We start from the raw sequence: 17,838 nt of genomic DNA, 5'->3' as shown, positions 1-17,838 counted from the left end.
ACTGTTTTTCAGAAAATTAAGTTATTAAATTTTTAGCTTTGACTTAAATTAAGTAGATTATACTTACTATTTAAATCAAAGCTTTTAATTATATTATAGGTGCCCATTCCTTCATTATACTTTCTGCTACCCTTAATCCATCTACTGCTGCGGATATTATTCCACCTGCATATCCTGCTCCTTCTCCCGCTGGGTAAAGTCCCTTCAGTGAAATACTCTGTAGGTCTTCATTTCTTGTAATTCTTACTGGAGCAGAAGTTCTAGTTTCTATTCCTGTAAGCACCGTGTCCTTATCCCCAAAACCTTTTATCTTCTTATCAAAGTTTATAAAACCATCCTTTAGGGATTCTATTACATAAGAAGGTAGACATTTTCTTAAGTCTGAAAACTCATATCCAGGTTTATATGTAGGCTCTACCTTGCCTATACCCTTACTTATCTCGTCTTTCATAAAATCTCCTAAAAGCTGAACTGGTGCCATATAACTATTGGTAGTTTTGTATGCTAAGCTTTCATAATGTCTTTGAAATTCCATTCCTTTTAATGGGCTACTTCCTTCAAAATCCTCTGGGCTTACAGATACAACTATTGCTGAATTGGCATTTTTTCCATCTCTTTTATGATAACTCATTCCATTAGTCACAATTTTATTTTCCTCTGATGAAGCGGCTACAACATATCCTCCAGGACACATACAAAAGCTATATACTCCTCTTCCTGTCTTGTCACTTGTATATGCAAGCCTATAATCGGCTGCCCTAAGCCTTGGATGGCCTGCATATTTTCCATATTGATTTTCATCAATAAATGATTGAACATGCTCTGCCCTCACTCCTATTGCAAAGGGTTTAGGCTCTAAAAATATATTTTTATTATGTAGAAGCTCATAGGTATCTCTTGCACTATGACCTATTGAAAGCACTGCAACTTCACAAGGTATTTCTTTATCATTAGCTATTATAGCTTTTAAGTTACCATCTTTAATAATAAGATCTTGCATTTGATGATTAAAGTAAACTTCTCCCCCAAGTCTTATTATTTCTTTTCTAATATTTTTTACAACTTCTTTTAATATATCTGTACCAATATGAGGTTTCCCCATATATTTTATTTCCTCTGGTGCACCACACCTTATAAACTCTTCTAAAATAAAGTCACATCTTGTATCCTTTATTCTAGTAGTTAGCTTCCCATCAGAAAAAGTTCCTGCCCCACCTTCACCAAATTGAACATTAGAACTTTCCTTTAATATTCCTTCTTTCCAAAACTTATTAATGGATTTAGTTCTTTCCTCTACCGCTTCTCCTCTTTCTACTATTATAGGATTATACCCTTTTTGCGATAATAAAAGGCCAGCAAACATCCCTGCTGGCCCCATGCCTATAATTACTGGTCTGTGGCTTAACTTTTTTTCTCCAAAGGGAAAATTCTCCTCACAATTTTGTTCTTCTATTTTTACATCTTTATCATTTGCTTTTAAAACTACCCTTTCTTCATCATCACAAGTAATCTCTACAGCATAATTAATCTTAATAAGATTTTTTTTTCTTGCATCAATAGACTCTTTTAATATTTTAAAATCTTTTATATATTTTTCTGGAAGTCTCAATTTTTTAGCTACTTTAGATTTTAAAATTGATATATCTTCATCTATGTCTAGTGCTATGTTGTTTATTTTAATTGCCATTTATAGTTTCTACCACCTTTTTCTTTATAGTTACATTTATATTACTTGGAGTCATTGAAACTAAACTAACGTTACTTGGTATATTTACACTTATAGGAACAGAGTGTGTACCTTCCTTTAAAGAATTTAAATCTATATAACTTTCTAAGGTTGCTATATCATTCAAAATATCTCCTGTACCTTTTATCATAATATTTACCTGTGAAACATCTAATGTTACATCATAGTCTTCACCTTTATTAATAAATTTAATCGTTGATGATATGGTTTTTTGTAAAATATTATTTGAAGTTATTTTCACCTTTACATATCCATTATTATTTATAAGAGTAACTCCTTCGGGTACTATTAATTTTACATCAATTTCATCTTTAGATGATGTAGATAAATCTATTGTTTCAGTATTTAAAGATGTAATAGAATTTATAAGGGCATCCTCTCCAGCTATCTCTATAGAGCTAGGAATAGAAATAATGCTATTTAAAATTTTATCTGATAATTCTCCTGTTGTTTTAACTGTTATAGGAATACTTTTTATTTTCTTTATCGGTACCTTAACATTTACATATGAAGGTTCTACTTTTACATAATCTACAACATTATTGTTTTTATCTACAGGTTTTAATGAAACTGCCTGCTGTAAGTCCGAAGTTCTATTACTTATATTATACTTTGCAACTACTGCATCTACTTTTTCAACATATCTAGCTGCTCCAGTTATTCTAGCAGAGTTTTCATTTATATTTGTTTTTAACGCATAATATCCTTCTTTTGCTTTACCTTCTATATCTGTCTTAATAGGTACCACTTTTTCTTCAAGTTCATCTATTTCAACTTTTGCCCATAGATTTTCAGTATTTACTACTTTAATATTGTTTGGAATTTCTTTAAGCTCTACGGGGATAATATTTTCTCCCTTTTTTAACACATAGGCACCTAAATCAATTACTACTTTAAATTGATTTTCTGTAACAGAATATACGTCATTTGCGGTTCCCTTTAATGTTAGTGTTATAGAAGGATTTTGTCCAGGAATTAAAGTTAAATTTGATTGTCCTATTGCATCTGCATTCATTAAAACTACTGGAATACTTTTTTTATAAGTTCTTATAGGATTTAATACGTTGGTAGTATATAACCATAATCCAAAAGCAGCAATAAGACAGCATATTTTTATAATTAGCTGCTCTTTTTTGTTTCTCTCATCCATGCTACCACCCGCTCTTTAAAATTTAATTTTTTACTTTGAGTCTTTTTAATTATTCTCATAAGTATATCCTTAAGTCTTGCCTTATCGTAATTCCTAGTTAAATTGCCATTAACAGCCAAAGATATTGTTCCTGTTTCTTCTGAAACTACTATAATTATTGCATCTGAGTTCTCGGATATACCAAGTGCTGCCCTATGCCTTGTTCCCAGTGCCCTATTTAATTCATTATTGCTTGTAAGTGGCAAAAAGCATCCCGAAGAAATTATTCTATCATTCCTTATTATAGTTGCTCCATCATGAAGGGGAGTATTTACCACAAATATGTTTTCTAGGAGAGCTGAAGATACTAGTGAGTCTAATTTAGTTCCTGTATTTATAATTTCACCGAGTCCTGTCAATCTTTCAATTACTATTAATGCTCCTGTTTTTTCTCTAGATAAGTTTTCTACAGCATTAACTATTTCCTCTATTACCTTTGCCATTGCTTCCTCATCTTGTAAAATATGTTTGTCAGTAAAAGCACTTCTTCCTATATGTTCTAGAGCTCTACGGATTTCAGGTTGAAATATGATAATAAAAGAAAGCACCCCTATTGTAATTGTATTACTTAAAATCCAATACAGCATTTCAAGTCTTAATACTTTACTTATTGGAATAAATATTATTATAAGTATAATTCCCTTTAAAAGTTGTTCTGCTCTAGTTTCTCTGATCAACATATATGCTTTATAAAAGAGATATGATACCGCCAAAATGTCTAGTATAGAAGACACATTTATATTTTTTATTGAATTTACCATCACCTGTAATATCTCCAACATCTTCACCTCCTTATTTCTTTAATTACATTAATAATTATACACTATACTTAGTAATTTTTATAATTTATTAAGTAAAATTTATTAAATTATTAATAAAATTTTTTAGAAGTAATTTTATTAAATTCTAATGAATATTATAACTAGAAGGGGGGATTAAAATGAAAAACAAAAAGCTTATTATAGGCATAATAACATTTGCCCTATTACTAATTATAGGTAATATACTTAACACCTATTCATTATTAAAGAATTTTACTAAAAATAGCCCTAAAAAAGTATTACACATTAGTATAACATCTATTAATAATACTAATAATAAAACTTGGAATTTAATAAAAGAACAGAGCATAGATATAGAAAAATCAAGAGAAGAACTCCCAATCATAGTAAAGGAATTAAAAGAAGTTAAAAATAACTTAAATAATATAGGCGCAAATACTATAAGCGCTAGCGAATATGACAACTTATTACAAGGTTTAAATTATAATATACATATATACGAACAACTTGTTGCTATATTTGCTAATCCTCAAGGAGGAGATATGGACAAGGCCTTAATAACCTTAAAAAATCTTAATAATAAATGTCTTTACCACTATTCACTTTTCCATACTAATAGATTAAGTATTTCATTAACTAATAAAAGTAAAACTTATATAAATAATTGTATTTCTTATATAGAGGACCTTATTAGAATTAGAAAAACTAATGAAATTAATACTGCACAATATAAAGAATTTATTGATTGTATGGATGAAATTTTAAGTTCCTTTATAGATATAAAAATGAATTATAATGATTACGTAGATAGATTAAACAAAAACCTTAGTTTAGATTCATTGATGGAAATAGTTGATTTAAATGTAGAACAAGTTCAAGAGATAAAGACTGAGTTTTCTAAACTAACTGTTCCCTCTAATTCTATATATATATATGAATTGTTTTTAACTACTTTAAATAACTATATTTCATATATACAAAGTTTCAAATTAGATGTTATTTCATATCAAAACCAAAAAGAAACATCTAATTATATTAAAGAAGTAACTTCTACTTATAATGAAACAGAAGCATCATATAATACACTAAATAATAACTTTAATTCTTTTTTAGAATCTTATGAAAATTTTAAAGAAAATACTATAAATTAATATGTATCTTTTATGATTTTTCGGGCACAATATCATTAGCCTAAGTAAAAAAACACGGGGGAACCAAGTTTTGGGGTGAATCATATTTACTATGAAGGTTAACCTTTACCTAATCCGTCAGCTAACCCCGTCGGTAAAAGGAGAGAACTACATATGAAAAAGATAATCAGTATAATTTTAACTTCTTATCTTTTATTATTGTCCAGTACTACAAGTTTGGCTGCTATGCCTCAACCTGATATAGATTGTGACTTATTTAATGATCAAAGTATTGCAGTAGAAGTTTTCGGAGAAAATAAAAGTAAAATTTATATAACTAGTGAAGATATATATCTAATGGCTCAAGTAGTTTATGCAGAAAGCCGCGGTGAGCCTTATGAGGGTAAAATTGCTGTAGCATCTGTAATATTAAACAGAGTAAAAAATCCTGGTTTCCCTAAATCTGTGTCGGGTGTAATAAAACAACCTTACGCATTTTCTTGTGTGAAAAATGGAGTTATCAAATTAACTCCTGATAAAGATAGCTTTAATGCAGTTACTGATGCATTAAAGGGTAAAGATCCTACAAATAAAGCTGTATTTTTTTATAACCCTAAAATAGCTACCTGTGGCTGGATGAAAAATATCGATAAAAGTAATCAAAAGGTTATAGGTAATCATGTATTCTTTGTAGTAAAATAGTTTTACTATACTAACTTAAATAAGCTTAGCCTATGAGAAGTTTCTCATAGGCTAAAAGCATTGATTATAAACTTATTTTTTTAATGAATCGATATATGAAACAGCATTTAATGCTGCTACTTGGCCTTCTCCAGCAGATTTTAGATACTGATACGGCTTTCCTGCACAATCTCCTGCAGCAAAGCATCCAGGTATATTTGTCTTCATTTCTCTATCAACTTTTATATGCCCATTTTCCATTTCAAGTCCTGGTACTAACTGTGATGGAGATACGCTGTCCTTTAACACAAATAATCCATCTGTTTCTATTTGAGAAGTCTTTAAAATCAGCTTTTCTACCTTAGCTTCTCCTTGTATTTCAACAGGATTATCTTCTATTAATTCAATACTGTTTTTCAAATCATATTCTGCCTTGTACATAGGTACATAATTTACTTTAGAAGCTAACTCACTTACAAAATTAGCCTCTTCTTCTGCTTCTCTATTATATCCTATAATAGTTACAACTTTTCCCTTATATAGGGGCGCATCGCATGTAGCACAGTACCCTACTCCTCTTCCAAGTAATTCTTCTTCACCTTTTAATGGTTTTGTAAATTCCATTCCTGTTGCGATTATCACAGTAGTAGCTTCATAAGTCTTGTCATTAGCCATTACTGCAAAATAATCTCCCATTCCATAAACTGCTGTAATTTTCTCAGTTGTTATCTGTATGTCCATTGAGTTTAAATGATTCTTAAAGTTATCCTTAAGTTCTTTTCCAGTTACATCATAAAATCCTAAATAATTATTTACCTTAGGTGCTTTAATCAGCTTATTACTTAGATTTTCAGTTCCAAATATAATAAACTCCTTATTTCTTATCTTAGCATTTATAGCTGCGGAAAGTCCCGCTGGTCCGCTTCCTATTATAGCCATATCATATCTTTTAGTCATTTACTACACCTCTTTTTATCATATAGTATTAAAAATTTCTTTCAATAGCCATTTTTATTGCTTGTTTTGGTCTAAACCCAATTAAGTTTTCAACTATTTTTCCACCCTTGAATACAAGAACTGTTGGTATGCTTTCTATTCTGTATTGGCTTGAAACTTTTGGATTCTCATCTACATTTATCTTTACAAACTTAGCCTTATTTTTTAACTCCTGAGATATTTCATCTATTACAGGTCCAATCATTTTACAAGGTCCACACCAAGGTGCCCAAAAATCCACTACAGTTATAATATCTGATTTTAAAACCTCATCTTGAAAGTTGTTGTCTTTTATTTCTTTTACCATATTTACTCCTCCCATATACCCCCAAAGGGTATTTTATATTATAATTTTATATCACTTTTTCAGCTAAGTCAATGCTATTTAATAATAATTATTAGTTATAAACTTATTTTTTCATATTTAGTATTTCTTTTATAAGGGAGTTATTATACATTGAATCCTTAAATCTACTAGCCAATATAGAGGCATAGCTTTTTGACTTATTGATATCTATATCTTTATATAATAATGCTAATTTATATAAGGTTACATCTTCATAAACACCATTTGGATATTTGCTATGATAAAGGCTATAATAATATATTGATTTTTCTATATCCTCCATATTTTCATGAACAATCCCAAGCATATATAAAGTATCTGGTAAAAAATATGCCTTAGAACCCACGCTTTGAGCTTTTTCTAAAAAATACTTCGCTTCTTTATACTTATTACTTTTTAGATATTCATGTCCCTTGTTATAGAAATATTGTGCTCCTTCCTTTTCTAATAGATCTCTAGCTTTACTGTATAGAGCTTTATCATTAATAGATAAATCTTTGTTATTCCACTTTTCTATATATCTTAGTAAATTTTCGAAGTCCTTTTTATTAATAAATTCTTTTAATTGACTCTGTGAAAACTTCTCTTCCTTTAATTGAGTTTCCCTTACTATGTTATTATCATTATTGTTATTTGGTTCAACATTTTCTTTCATTTCAATTTTCTTTGCTTTATAAATTTCATTTTCACTAATTTTTATTTTATCCTGTTTATAAAATAATGGCTTATTATCACCATTAAAAAATCTCATTAATATTGTAAATCCCAATGTAATAACTACAATAGATAATATTATAACTGCTTTATACCTAGAAATTGAATTATTATTATTTGCATATTTTTTTAAAGATTTTTTCTGCATTAAAGCAAAGTTATTCTTTTTATCCATTTGTATTACTTTATTTAAATATTGCAGCCCCATGTCATAATTACCTTTTTTTATACAGCATAAAGCCAAATGATTATTTACATTTATGGAATTAAAATCACTTTCGGAGCACTTTTTTAATTTTAAGTAAGCTTCATTAATGTTTAAATTGTTTATAAGTTCTAGCGCTTCCCTATATAAATTAAACCTCTCTTTATCCTTTAGCGTATCCTCTAAATATCTACCTGCTATCTTATCCTTATTTATTTGCGAATTCATTTTCCAAAGCCTTCTTGAATTATCTAAGTCCCCCTTGAAATAAAGCAAAAGTCCCTTTAAATTAATTGCAGCTGCATTATTTATGTTTAAAGCTATGCTCTTTTCGCATAATTCTAAAGCATGATCTATATATCCGCTATTATATTTTTTGATTGCCTTAGAATATAAATTATTAGACTTCTTCATAAACTCCTCCTTATTATATGCACACCTAAATTATACATATTATAACTAAAAAAGAGAACCTAATTTTTAGGTTCTCTTTCTAGCTATTTATCATATACTACTTGAAAATTTTCTATCAACTTTTCTTCCAGATGAGATTTTAAATAATTTTCATCTTCATATACATTTAATTTTAGCTTAAAATCTATACTTCCATCATTATTTGATACCTTTTCTACATCAGTTACTTCCTTTTTATCATCTTGAGTTTTATACACTGAATATGTGTTACCAGTATCTATATTAACAATAAATAAGTCTCCTCCCTTAGTTATTGTCCCAAATCCATATCCTATGATAACAAGTAAATTTTTATCATCCCACCATTGTAATTTCTTTGGAGCATACTGAATAGATTCATCCTTAAAAGAAAGCTTATATATTTTCTTAGTGGCATTTTCCCTGAGTATTATAGGATGTATTCCTTCTTCAGTTCCCTCTATATTTTGACCTTCTATTGCAGCGCTCACCTTTTTATCCGGAGACTCCTTCCAAATCATACTTGGTATTGTGTTGCTTTCTAAACTATTTTTTTTAAATACATATTTTTCTTCTAAAAAAACTGTAGGCTTAGTTAGAGTTGCATCTGGTGCTTGCTTTACTTGGATTTTTTCTTCTACACTTTTCATCATGAAATTTTCAGGCTCATCATTCCTTAACATTATATTCTTAGCAGTTTTATTTTGAGCTAATTTTTCTCCAGCAGATTCATTTAGCTTATTGGATATATATGGGGCTAATGAAATAAAACCAATTAATAAAGCTGCACAAGTGCTATATATAAATTTATATCTTTTAAAATATAATATCATCCTTTTACTTAGTTTCTTTTCATACATACTTTTATCTATGCTATCCATTATAGAGGATCTACAGCTTCCAAAAACTATATCCTTGTTTTGAATTACACCCTTAAATGCTTTTTCTATATTTACTTCTTCTTCATAATAAGCTTTACAACTTGAACACTCATCCAAGTGCTTTTCCATAGCAATTTTCATATCCATACTTAAATTATCTTCTATATAATCATCTAATCTTTTCAAAAATATGCTACAATTCATCCTCTACACCTCTTTTCCTGAATAGAAATATTTTTTTTAAATCTTTCCCTTGCGTTATAATATCTTCTTTTTACTGAGGATTCACTAATTTTCATAATTTGTGCTATATCATGAAATGTAGTGTTTTCTCCTGAATATCTCAATAATATTATCTGTCTATCTATATCTTCTAAAGAGGATAAAAACTTCTCCACCTGCCCCTTCAGCTCTTTAAATTCTAAAAGTTCCTGTGGCGTTGTCTCTTTTGATGCTAATTCTTTTATTTCATCTATGTTAGCCTCAACAGTTTTCTTATTTTTTCTAATGTAATCTATACACTTATTTCTTGCTATTTGAAATATCCAGTTAGAAAACTTATACTCACTTTTGTAAAGATAAAGTTTATTATATACTGTTATAAATACATCTTGAGTTATATCTTCAGCTGTTTGTGTATTTTTTATAAGGTTATATATAAACCTTAATATAGATACTTCATATTTATTTACAATTATATTAAAACTATCTAAATTCCCCTTTAATACTTCCTTTACAAGTCTTAAATCCTCATCCACTTTCTTATTACTTCCTTTCTAAAAACATGTTTTCATATATTTATACGAAGCTATTTTTATTAAGTTATATTCTCTAATGCTAATTTTTATATTAACTTATACCATAATCACCTATGCGATTTTCTACTTTATTAACTCTTGGAACTCTTTACTTTGTCTAACATTATCAAAATCTCTTTCTGCCCTTGCTTCTTCTTTCACTACATTATCCATTTCAATTGCTATTTTAAGATATTTTACGGTATTTTTCACGTCACCTTTTCTTCCATAAATGCTTGCTTTCCCATAATAACTCCATATATAATTTTCAACTTCTAAATTTTTATCATACCATTTCAAAGCCTCATCATATTTATCGTACAATTCATAAGCCAGCGCTTTATTGAACCTAGCATATCCGTAATTAGGACTTATTTCTAATGCCTTATTTATATTTTTCATTCCTTCTTCAAAACTTCCCATATAAGCTAGTGCAATTCCCTTTATATTATATGACTTATAATGACTATTATCTTTTTTTATAACCTCATTTGCCAAGTTAATTGATTCAGTATATTTATTATCAAAAAAAGCTTTATAAGCCTTTTCATAAATTTCTTCTAACTCTTTATTTTCCTTATCTTTTTCTTCACCAACTTGTTCATCAATTTTACTTGATCCTTTATCACTTTTTAAAATGGCTTTATCATCGGCTACTTCAGTTTTTTTTGCACTACTATCACTTATATATATCTTATTTTTTATTTCTCCATTGAATATAAAGATTGCACTTACAATAGAAAGCACTGAAAAAAATATTACTTTATTTTTTAAGGATAACTTACTCCACATTCTTAACTCTCCCCACATAAAAATTTACTTTACACAAAAACAAATATATTAATTTCAAACTAAAAATAATATTATTTAAATGGTAAACCAAAAATCCCTAATCACTAATAGCTATATCTAACTGTTGAACAGCACTTAGCGACTAGTGATTAGGGACTACCTATTTAAATAAACCTTACATTGTTTCACTTCAGATTATTAGTACTAAAGTATTCTTTCACCAGTGAAAAAAACACAGTGACTGCCAATAGGTCTGCACTTCCCCCTGGGCTTATTCTTCTATTAGTAAAATCCATATCTAAATCTCTTATTGCTTGTTTTCCCTCTGCAGTGTTCATGCCACCAATGCTTATTATATATGTTGCTCTTTCCTGTACTTCTGAAAGTATCTCCTTAGAGTGTCTATGAAGTACATTAGAGTCTTCTGAATACTGCATTATTCCTAAGAGAGTATTTACTAATCTGTCGTTTTGAGTTAAACAACTATTTTCCTTGTAAAAATCTAACGCAAATTCAAATATTATTGGAAGTCCTCTTTCTACCTCTCCTCTTATACCTTCTGTATTATAAAGGAGATATAGTTTTTCTCCATATGAAAGCCTTCTATGTCTAGAAAGTTCCTCTAATGATCCATATTTTTTCACTTCCTCTTTTAATGGATAAAGCTCCTTTTCAACTAAACCTTCACACATATCTTTAATTATCCCAGGAATATCTGCAAATTGCCTTTTATCGTGAATCGCCTTTCCTGTAGCAACGCATGCTATGCCCATTAAAAATAGCATACCCTTATGCGTATTTATCCCAGATGTCTTTTTAAACATCTGCTTTTCTCCCTCTATTCCTATAGGACGAATATATTTTAATAATTCTCTTGAGTTCTTAGAAGAAAACCCCTCTTCTACACATAAAGTCAAGTATTTTATTAAGGCACAAGTGCTATCTATAAATGTATAATGATCCATGTCATTATGAGCACCCGTTGATATTACAGATACAAGCCCCGGTGAAGGAGCACAGGCTACTTCATAAAGCATTGATTGTATTGCAAAACTGCTTATATCAAATGCAGCTTCATGAATATTAAAATCCTTACTCATTTGTTTTCTCCGCTTCTTTGTTTAGATATTTTATGTATCTTTTTTGTATAAATTTTATTACTTCATCTATTGAATGTCTTTGAGCTCTTACACAATTTTGTGCCATATCACTACATATAAAACATTTTCTTGATGGATATCCCAAGTCTTTTCTACTTATTCCATTCCCATCCTTATCATATACATCTATATCTCCAAGTCTTCCAAGCAAATGATTTTCTTCAAGTTCTATAGTTTTTTTCTTTATCATCAAAGCATCATTATTTATCACTAGTATTAATAATGGCCCTTCAGCAGTAATCTTAAAATCCTCATATAGGACATAATCCCTAAAAACATTAAAAATTTCGTCTCTTAATACTTTCGATATATTAGAGGTAAGATCATTATTCTTGATTTCTCCTGGATAATTTATTCTTAGACATATAATTGGTAAAGAATATTTCTTTATAAGCTCTTCTATTAAATAAACTCTTTCTTCTCTTGCATTTAAAATATCTAAAGCATTATAATTTTTCATCTTAGTGTCGAGATTTGGTGTTTTTTATTTTCTCGCCTATCTCTTTCCCCTTTTCAGATTTTAAAAATTCAAAAGTCACTTTAGGTACTAAGTCTTTTATTTCATCTAATCTATCAGTTCTTATAAGTTCTCTTACCCTAGAAGCACTAATAAAACTTCCACCTTGTTCCTTTCTCTTTATTTCTATAAGCTCTATGCCATGGTTTGGTAGTGTACTCTTCAAAGCTTCATTATAAGCACGAGTTACCTCATCATAAGGCTCTTCTCCTACAAATCTTTTTTTAATATTAAACTTTTCTCCAAAATACTTTCCAAATATACCTGCATCAATTTCCCCATGAGCCCTTGACCTTGTGTCATCTTCTCTTATGAAATATGTAGGAAATGTAGCAGAGGATATTATATATTCTCCTCCTGGAACAACCTTTACGTTTTCTAAATCCTTTGTGCCTTCTTTAACTAAATTATATCTAAACTCAAATGGAAATAAGGATTTATCTTCTTCAACTATAAACACAATTACTTCTTTACATGCCTTTGAAGCTTCTTCAATTAAATATCTATGACCTAAAGTAAAAGGGTTACAATTCATTACCAATGCTCCCTTTTCTATAGAGTCATTTATATTATATTTTTCCTTGATTTTATTTAAAGACTTATTTATATCATATATTCCATACTCTAGAAACACTGCATCCTGTGCTTCATATAATACTTTAAAGCTAAGAGATTTAAATACTTCCTTCTTATCTGGCTTTGTAAATATAAAGTTATGATATATTCCTTCTTCAAAAGATTTATCTATTAAGGATGTGATAAGCGTAGATGTAACATTTTCTCCCCTTAGATCATCTGATACAGCAAAACATTTGAAAATGTTTTTTGCTTTTGAACAAGTTGCTTTTATCTCTCCTTCAATTTCCATAACCAAAGTATAATCTACATCATCATCTAATTTAAGTTCAAAACTTTCTAAAAAATTATGTACTCTTTTTCTTTCTTCTTCATTTTTCAAGTTTATATTATGTAAGTTTAAACCATATATCATTTAAATCTACTCCTATTACAGTTTTTTTATTTAGCTATATATTATTATACCCTATTAATTTTAAATAAAAAATAAGGACTGCCAAATGCAGTCCTTATTTTTATACTATTCTAAAGGCTTTTTAACTACATCAATTACAGTACCGTCTCTGTATTCGATTATAGCTACAACTTCATCAGTTGTTTTTATTGCTTCTGGTTTTCCTGTCATCTTTTCAGCTACTTCTTTTAATTCTTCTATAGTCATTACAGGAAGATTAGTTTCTTTTAATTTTTCTATTAAGTCTTGTCTCTTTGGATTAACAGCTATTCCTCTTTCTGTTACTAAAACGTCTATGCTTTCACCTGGAGTTGTAACTGTTGTAACTTTATCCTTAATGATTGGTAATCTTGCTTTTACAAGGTTTGTAACTATTATAGCAAGTTTTGAACCTGCAGCAGTATCGCTGTGTCCACCTGAACCACCCATTATTACTCCATCTGATCCAGTTGTTACGTTAACATTAAAGTTAGTATCTATTTCTGTAGCGCCAAGTATCATAACATCTAAGTTATTTACAACTGCACCCTTATTGTGTGGGTTACCATACATGGAAGCTGACATTGCCATATGTCCTGGGTTTTTAGTATAAGATTCAGCTGCTTTTAAGTCAAAGCACTGTACATCAAATATGTTCTTGAATAATCCTTCTTCAAACATTTCTACAATGTATCCAGTAACTCCACCAGCTGCGAAGCTTCCTACTACACCTTTAGCTTTCATTATTTCTTTTAATTCCGCTGCAACTGCAAGAGATGTACCACCTGCACCTGTTTGGAATGATAAACCATCTTTAATTAATCCTGATGCTTCTATAACTTCAGTTGCCATTTTTGCTATCTTTAATCCTACAGGATCTTTAGTTATTTTTGTTGTTCCAGAAACTATTCCTGCTGGATTTCCTATAGAATCAACTTTTACAACATAATCTACATATATCTGTGTAATATCTATAGGGCATGCTGGATATGCAACTAAATTATCAGTAATAGCTACTACCTTATCTGCAAATTCCGCATCAGTAACAGCGTATCCTAAAGTACCACAAGCAGATGGTCCTTGAACTCCATTTAAGTTACCATATGTATCAGCAGTTGGAGCAGCAATAAATGCTACATCAACATGTAAATCTCCAGATTCCATAGCTCTTGGTCTTCCACCATGAGTCATCATAACAGCTGGTTTCTTTAAGTATCCCTTTGATATAGCCTGAGCTACAGGGCCTGACATATAGTTTGCATATATTCCTGTTACAACTCCACTCTTCATATATTCTACAAGTGGTTCATGTATTGGGAATATAGAACTTGCAGCTATAGTTATATCCTTAATTCCTCTTTTAGCTATTGCATGCATTACCATGTTTAAAACAAAGTCACCATTTCTTAAATGATGGTGGAAGGAAATTGTCATACCATCCTTTATTTCTACTTTGTCTAAAGCTTCTTCAATGCTAGCTAATACTTTATCTTCTCCTGGAGTTACGCTTTTAACTTTCATTGATCTTTTTTCTACTACTCCACAATTTTCAAAAGCGCCTTCAAATGGCTTTATTTCACCGTAACCTTCTATATAATCTGGTAGTTCTCTACCAAGCACATTTTTCATCTTAATCCCTCGCTTTATTATTTATATTACATTTAACTTGAGATTATCTTATAAGTCCTAATCTCTTAGCTAACTCAACAGTTGTTATTGCTCTATTTATAACAGGTGCATCTATCATTTTTCCATCTAAGGAGAATACTCCAAGGCCCTTTGCAAAAGCTTCATCTCTTGCTTCAAGAACTCTTATTGCATACTTAATTTCAGCTTCAGTTGGATTAAATACTGAGTGAATAGTATCTACTTGTCTTGGGTTTATAGAAGCCTTTCCTGTAAATCCTATTGATTTAGCCTTCATTGTATCAAGTCTTAATCCTTCATAATCATTTGTATCAGTAAATGGTGTATCTATTGCATCTATTCTTGCTGCTCTACAAGCCGCGGAGAATCTGTTTCTTGCATAAGAAATTTCTTCACTTTCTTTAGTTCTCTTTATTCCAAAGTCTGAAGTTAAATCTTCTGCTCCTAAAAGTAATCCTACTAGTCTTGGAGTAGCTGTAGCAACATCATATACAGTTTCTAATCCATAAGCAGTTTCTATAAGACCAAATAAATTAATGCTTCCTTTTTCAAATCCTTCTTCTTCTTCTATTTTAGTAATTATTGCATCAGCTTCAATAAGCTGTTCTCTTGTTGCCTTTGGTACTAATATAGTATCTGGCTTAACTCTTGCCATAGCTTCTAAATCTGTTGGTCCAAATTCAGTATCTAAAGGATTTATTCTAACTACTAATTCAACTTTTGAATAGTCTACTGTCTTTATAGCTCCTTTAACTAATTCTCTAGCTGCATCTTTTTCAGTTAAGCTAACAGCATCTTCTAAGTCTAGAATAACAGCATCTGCTCCTAAAATAGGGGCATTTTGAAGCATTCCAGGATTATTACCAGGCATGAATAACATAGTTCTTCTTAATTTTTTCATAGTAACTTCACCTCAAATTCTTTTTTAAGCATATTGTGAATTATTGTGCTCTTGCTACAGCAGTTGCAAGTCTTGCTTTTAATGTGTAATCAAGAGCTCCCTTATCTTGAACCTGTATTTTAACTCCATCAAGTTCTAATTCAGTTGCCTTTTCTGATATAACTTTCTTTATTTGTTCTCCAAATTGTTTCATAACTATACTTTCTATTTCAATTTCTACTCCTGTATTATCATTTGGTATTATCATGATAAGAGCATCATTTGATTCCAACGTTCCAGCTTTAGCTACCTTATTTATTTTCATTATTTTTACCTTCCTTTCTAAAACCAACAGTTAAAACTGAAGACTTTTAAAATCTTCAGTTTCAACTATCAATTTAAATTACTTTAAGCTATTTAAGTATGCTTGTTGTCCCATTTCATATAAGTTATTACCTTCGCTATCTATAACAACAACAACTGGAAGATCTTCTACTTCTAATCTTCTTAATGCTTCAGCTCCTAGATCTTCATAAGCAACTATTTCAGCCTTTTTAACTGATTTTCCCATTAAAGCTGCTGCTCCGCCTATTGCTGCAAAATAAACTCCAGTATTTCTCTTTATAGCATCTACAACTTCTTGTGATCTTAATCCTTTTCCAATCATTCCCTTTAAACCTACATCTAAAAGTCTTGGAGCATATGGGTCCATTCTATAACTTGTAGTTGGGCCTGCTGATCCTATTGGCTGACCTGGCTTTGCAGGTGTTGGTCCAACATAGTATATTATTTGATCTTTAAGATCAACTGGTAATTCTTCGCCTTTATCTAATAAATCAACTAATCTTTTATGACCAGCATCTCTTGAAGTATATATAACTCCAGTAAGAAGTACTGAATCCCCTGCTTTTAAATCCTTAACTTTTTCTGCTGTTAATGGAGTTGTGATTCTTATATCCATTTATTTCTCCCCCCTAAAACTCTACACTCTTATGTCTTGTAACATGGCAGTTTATATTTACTGCTACAGGTAATCCTGCTATATGAGTTGCATAGCTTTCTATATTAACTGCAATAGCTGTTGTAAGTCCACCAAAACCTTGTGGTCCTATTCCTAATGCGTTAACTTCTTCTAATAATTCCTTTTCTAACTTTGCATAGAAAGGATTTGGATTTTCTTCATCTAAGGATCTCATTAATGCTTTTTTAGCCATATTAGCAGCCTTATCAAATGTTCCACCTACACCTATTCCTACAACGATTGGTGGACATGGATTTGGACCTGCATCTTTAACTACTTTTAATACAAAATCCTTTACTCCCTGTAATCCATCAGCAGGTTTTAACATTTTTAATTGGCTCATGTTTTCAGAACCAAATCCCTTAGGAGCAACAGTAATTTTTAATTTATCTCCTGGAACTATATCATAGTATATTATTGCTGGAGTGTTATCTTTTGTATTTATTCTTTCAATTGGGTCATTTACAACAGATTTTCTTAAGTATCCTTCAGAATATCCTTGTCTTACGCCTTCATTTATTGCATCTTCAAGATTTCCACCTACAATATGTACGTCTTGACCCATTTCTACAAATATACAAGCCATACCTGTATCTTGGCAAGCTGGCATATCTTCATTTTTAGATATTTCAACATTTGTTAATATCTTACCAAGTATACCCTTTGCCATTTCCCATTTTTCACTTGCATAATATTCTTCTAACTTCTTCTTAACATCCTCTGGAAGATAGTAGTTAGCATCTATACATAATTGTTTTATGTTTTTTGTAATATCAGAAACATGTACTTCTTTCATATCGTAATTATTTACCAGGCAAGTACATTTTTTCATTACTTGCTAGATAAATGCCTCCCTTCAAAATATTATAAATTGATCCTTTATAGTCGAAAAGGCAGTTTACATTAAACCGC

The 17,838-nt window shown here is 30.0% G+C and carries 19 protein-coding genes and 1 riboswitch; of the genes, 2 read left to right on the top strand and 17 right to left on the bottom strand.

The genetic code is table 11. From position 1 onward, the window contains the following. Positions 1 to 88 precede the first annotated feature (88 nt). The 3 genes from JOC70_RS05580 to cdaA are packed head-to-tail and all read right to left on the bottom strand — an operon-like array spanning position 89 to position 3,715. Entirely contained in the window at positions 89 to 1,687 is a 1,599-nt protein-coding gene (locus JOC70_RS05580; RefSeq protein WP_204597905.1) for an NAD(P)/FAD-dependent oxidoreductase, read from the bottom strand. Further along, entirely contained in the window at positions 1,677 to 2,897 is a 1,221-nt protein-coding gene (locus JOC70_RS05575) for a CdaR family protein (protein WP_204597904.1), read from the bottom strand. Before JOC70_RS05575 ends, JOC70_RS05580 begins: the two co-directional genes overlap by 11 nt. Beyond that, positions 2,867 to 3,715, bottom strand: a complete 849-nt coding sequence (cdaA, locus tag JOC70_RS05570; RefSeq protein ID WP_204598489.1) for a diadenylate cyclase CdaA — start codon at positions 3,713 to 3,715, stop codon at positions 2,867 to 2,869. Before cdaA ends, JOC70_RS05575 begins: the two co-directional genes overlap by 31 nt. Before the next feature lie 161 nt (positions 3,716 to 3,876). Here cdaA and JOC70_RS05565 point away from each other — a divergent pair, with 161 nt between their 5' ends. Further along, a complete protein-coding gene (locus JOC70_RS05565; protein ID WP_204597903.1) occupies positions 3,877 to 4,869 on the top strand; it encodes a hypothetical protein in 993 nt (330 codons plus the stop codon). Positions 4,870 to 4,896: 27 nt separating this feature from the next. Further along, positions 4,897 to 5,019, top strand: a riboswitch (cyclic di-AMP (ydaO/yuaA leader). A gap of 3 nt (positions 5,020 to 5,022) precedes the next feature. Continuing rightward, on the top strand, positions 5,023 to 5,550 hold the full coding sequence (locus JOC70_RS05560) for a cell wall hydrolase (protein ID WP_204597902.1): 528 nt from the start codon (positions 5,023 to 5,025) through the stop codon (positions 5,548 to 5,550). Positions 5,551 to 5,622: 72 nt separating this feature from the next. Here JOC70_RS05560 and JOC70_RS05555 read toward each other — a convergent pair whose 3' ends face one another. The 14 genes from JOC70_RS05555 to JOC70_RS05490 form a co-directional block, all read right to left on the bottom strand. Then, positions 5,623 to 6,486 (bottom strand): NAD(P)/FAD-dependent oxidoreductase, encoded by an 864-nt coding sequence (locus JOC70_RS05555; protein ID WP_204597901.1) that lies wholly within the window; start codon positions 6,484 to 6,486, stop codon positions 5,623 to 5,625. A 28-nt stretch (positions 6,487 to 6,514) separates the two neighbouring features. Further along, on the bottom strand, positions 6,515 to 6,832 hold the full coding sequence (gene trxA / locus JOC70_RS05550; protein WP_204597900.1) for a thioredoxin: 318 nt from the start codon (positions 6,830 to 6,832) through the stop codon (positions 6,515 to 6,517). A gap of 103 nt (positions 6,833 to 6,935) precedes the next feature. Further along, complete coding sequence (locus JOC70_RS05545; protein ID WP_204597899.1) at positions 6,936 to 8,204, bottom strand: tol-pal system YbgF family protein; 1,269 nt, start codon at positions 8,202 to 8,204, stop codon at positions 6,936 to 6,938. Between the two features lie 83 nt (positions 8,205 to 8,287). Next, complete coding sequence (locus tag JOC70_RS05540) at positions 8,288 to 9,307, bottom strand: DUF4652 domain-containing protein (RefSeq protein WP_204597898.1); 1,020 nt, start codon at positions 9,305 to 9,307, stop codon at positions 8,288 to 8,290. Next, positions 9,304 to 9,861: a sigma-70 family RNA polymerase sigma factor gene (locus JOC70_RS05535; protein ID WP_204597897.1), complete on the bottom strand. Its 558-nt coding sequence runs from the start codon at positions 9,859 to 9,861 to the stop codon at positions 9,304 to 9,306. Before JOC70_RS05535 ends, JOC70_RS05540 begins: the two co-directional genes overlap by 4 nt. A gap of 123 nt (positions 9,862 to 9,984) precedes the next feature. Continuing rightward, entirely contained in the window at positions 9,985 to 10,692 is a 708-nt protein-coding gene (locus JOC70_RS05530) for a tetratricopeptide repeat protein (RefSeq protein WP_243429054.1), read from the bottom strand. Between the two features lie 185 nt (positions 10,693 to 10,877). Next, positions 10,878 to 11,792 (bottom strand): triphosphoribosyl-dephospho-CoA synthase CitG, encoded by a 915-nt coding sequence (gene citG / locus JOC70_RS05525; protein ID WP_204597895.1) that lies wholly within the window; start codon positions 11,790 to 11,792, stop codon positions 10,878 to 10,880. Beyond that, positions 11,785 to 12,312, bottom strand: coding sequence for a citrate lyase holo-[acyl-carrier protein] synthase (citX, locus tag JOC70_RS05520; RefSeq protein ID WP_204597894.1), 528 nt, complete (start codon positions 12,310 to 12,312; stop codon positions 11,785 to 11,787). Before citX ends, citG begins: the two co-directional genes overlap by 8 nt. 1 nt (position 12,313) lies before the next feature. Beyond that, positions 12,314 to 13,360: a [citrate (pro-3S)-lyase] ligase gene (gene citC, locus JOC70_RS05515; RefSeq protein WP_207755240.1), complete on the bottom strand. Its 1,047-nt coding sequence runs from the start codon at positions 13,358 to 13,360 to the stop codon at positions 12,314 to 12,316. Positions 13,361 to 13,465: 105 nt separating this feature from the next. After that, positions 13,466 to 15,007 (bottom strand): citrate lyase subunit alpha, encoded by a 1,542-nt coding sequence (citF, locus tag JOC70_RS05510; protein ID WP_204597893.1) that lies wholly within the window; start codon positions 15,005 to 15,007, stop codon positions 13,466 to 13,468. A gap of 43 nt (positions 15,008 to 15,050) precedes the next feature. Continuing rightward, positions 15,051 to 15,926 carry an HpcH/HpaI aldolase/citrate lyase family protein gene (locus JOC70_RS05505; protein WP_035306538.1) on the bottom strand — a complete coding sequence of 292 codons (876 nt, stop codon included), beginning with the start codon at positions 15,924 to 15,926 and terminating at the stop codon, positions 15,051 to 15,053. 40 nt (positions 15,927 to 15,966) lie between these two features. Next, a complete protein-coding gene (gene citD / locus JOC70_RS05500; RefSeq protein ID WP_204597892.1) occupies positions 15,967 to 16,230 on the bottom strand; it encodes a citrate lyase acyl carrier protein in 264 nt (87 codons plus the stop codon). 78 nt (positions 16,231 to 16,308) lie between these two features. Next, positions 16,309 to 16,866 (bottom strand): Fe-S-containing hydro-lyase, encoded by a 558-nt coding sequence (locus tag JOC70_RS05495; RefSeq protein WP_035306532.1) that lies wholly within the window; start codon positions 16,864 to 16,866, stop codon positions 16,309 to 16,311. Positions 16,867 to 16,879: 13 nt separating this feature from the next. Then, positions 16,880 to 17,722 carry a fumarate hydratase gene (locus JOC70_RS05490; RefSeq protein ID WP_035306628.1) on the bottom strand — a complete coding sequence of 281 codons (843 nt, stop codon included), beginning with the start codon at positions 17,720 to 17,722 and terminating at the stop codon, positions 16,880 to 16,882. Between the last annotated feature and the right edge of the window lie 116 nt (positions 17,723 to 17,838).

It is taken from the genome of Clostridium pascui, from assembly GCF_016908015.1.
Lineage (GTDB): Bacteria > Bacillota > Clostridia > Clostridiales > Clostridiaceae > Clostridium_AK > Clostridium_AK pascui.
Note: the sequence above shows the minus strand (reverse complement) of the source record. Positions and strands in the feature narration are given on the sequence as shown.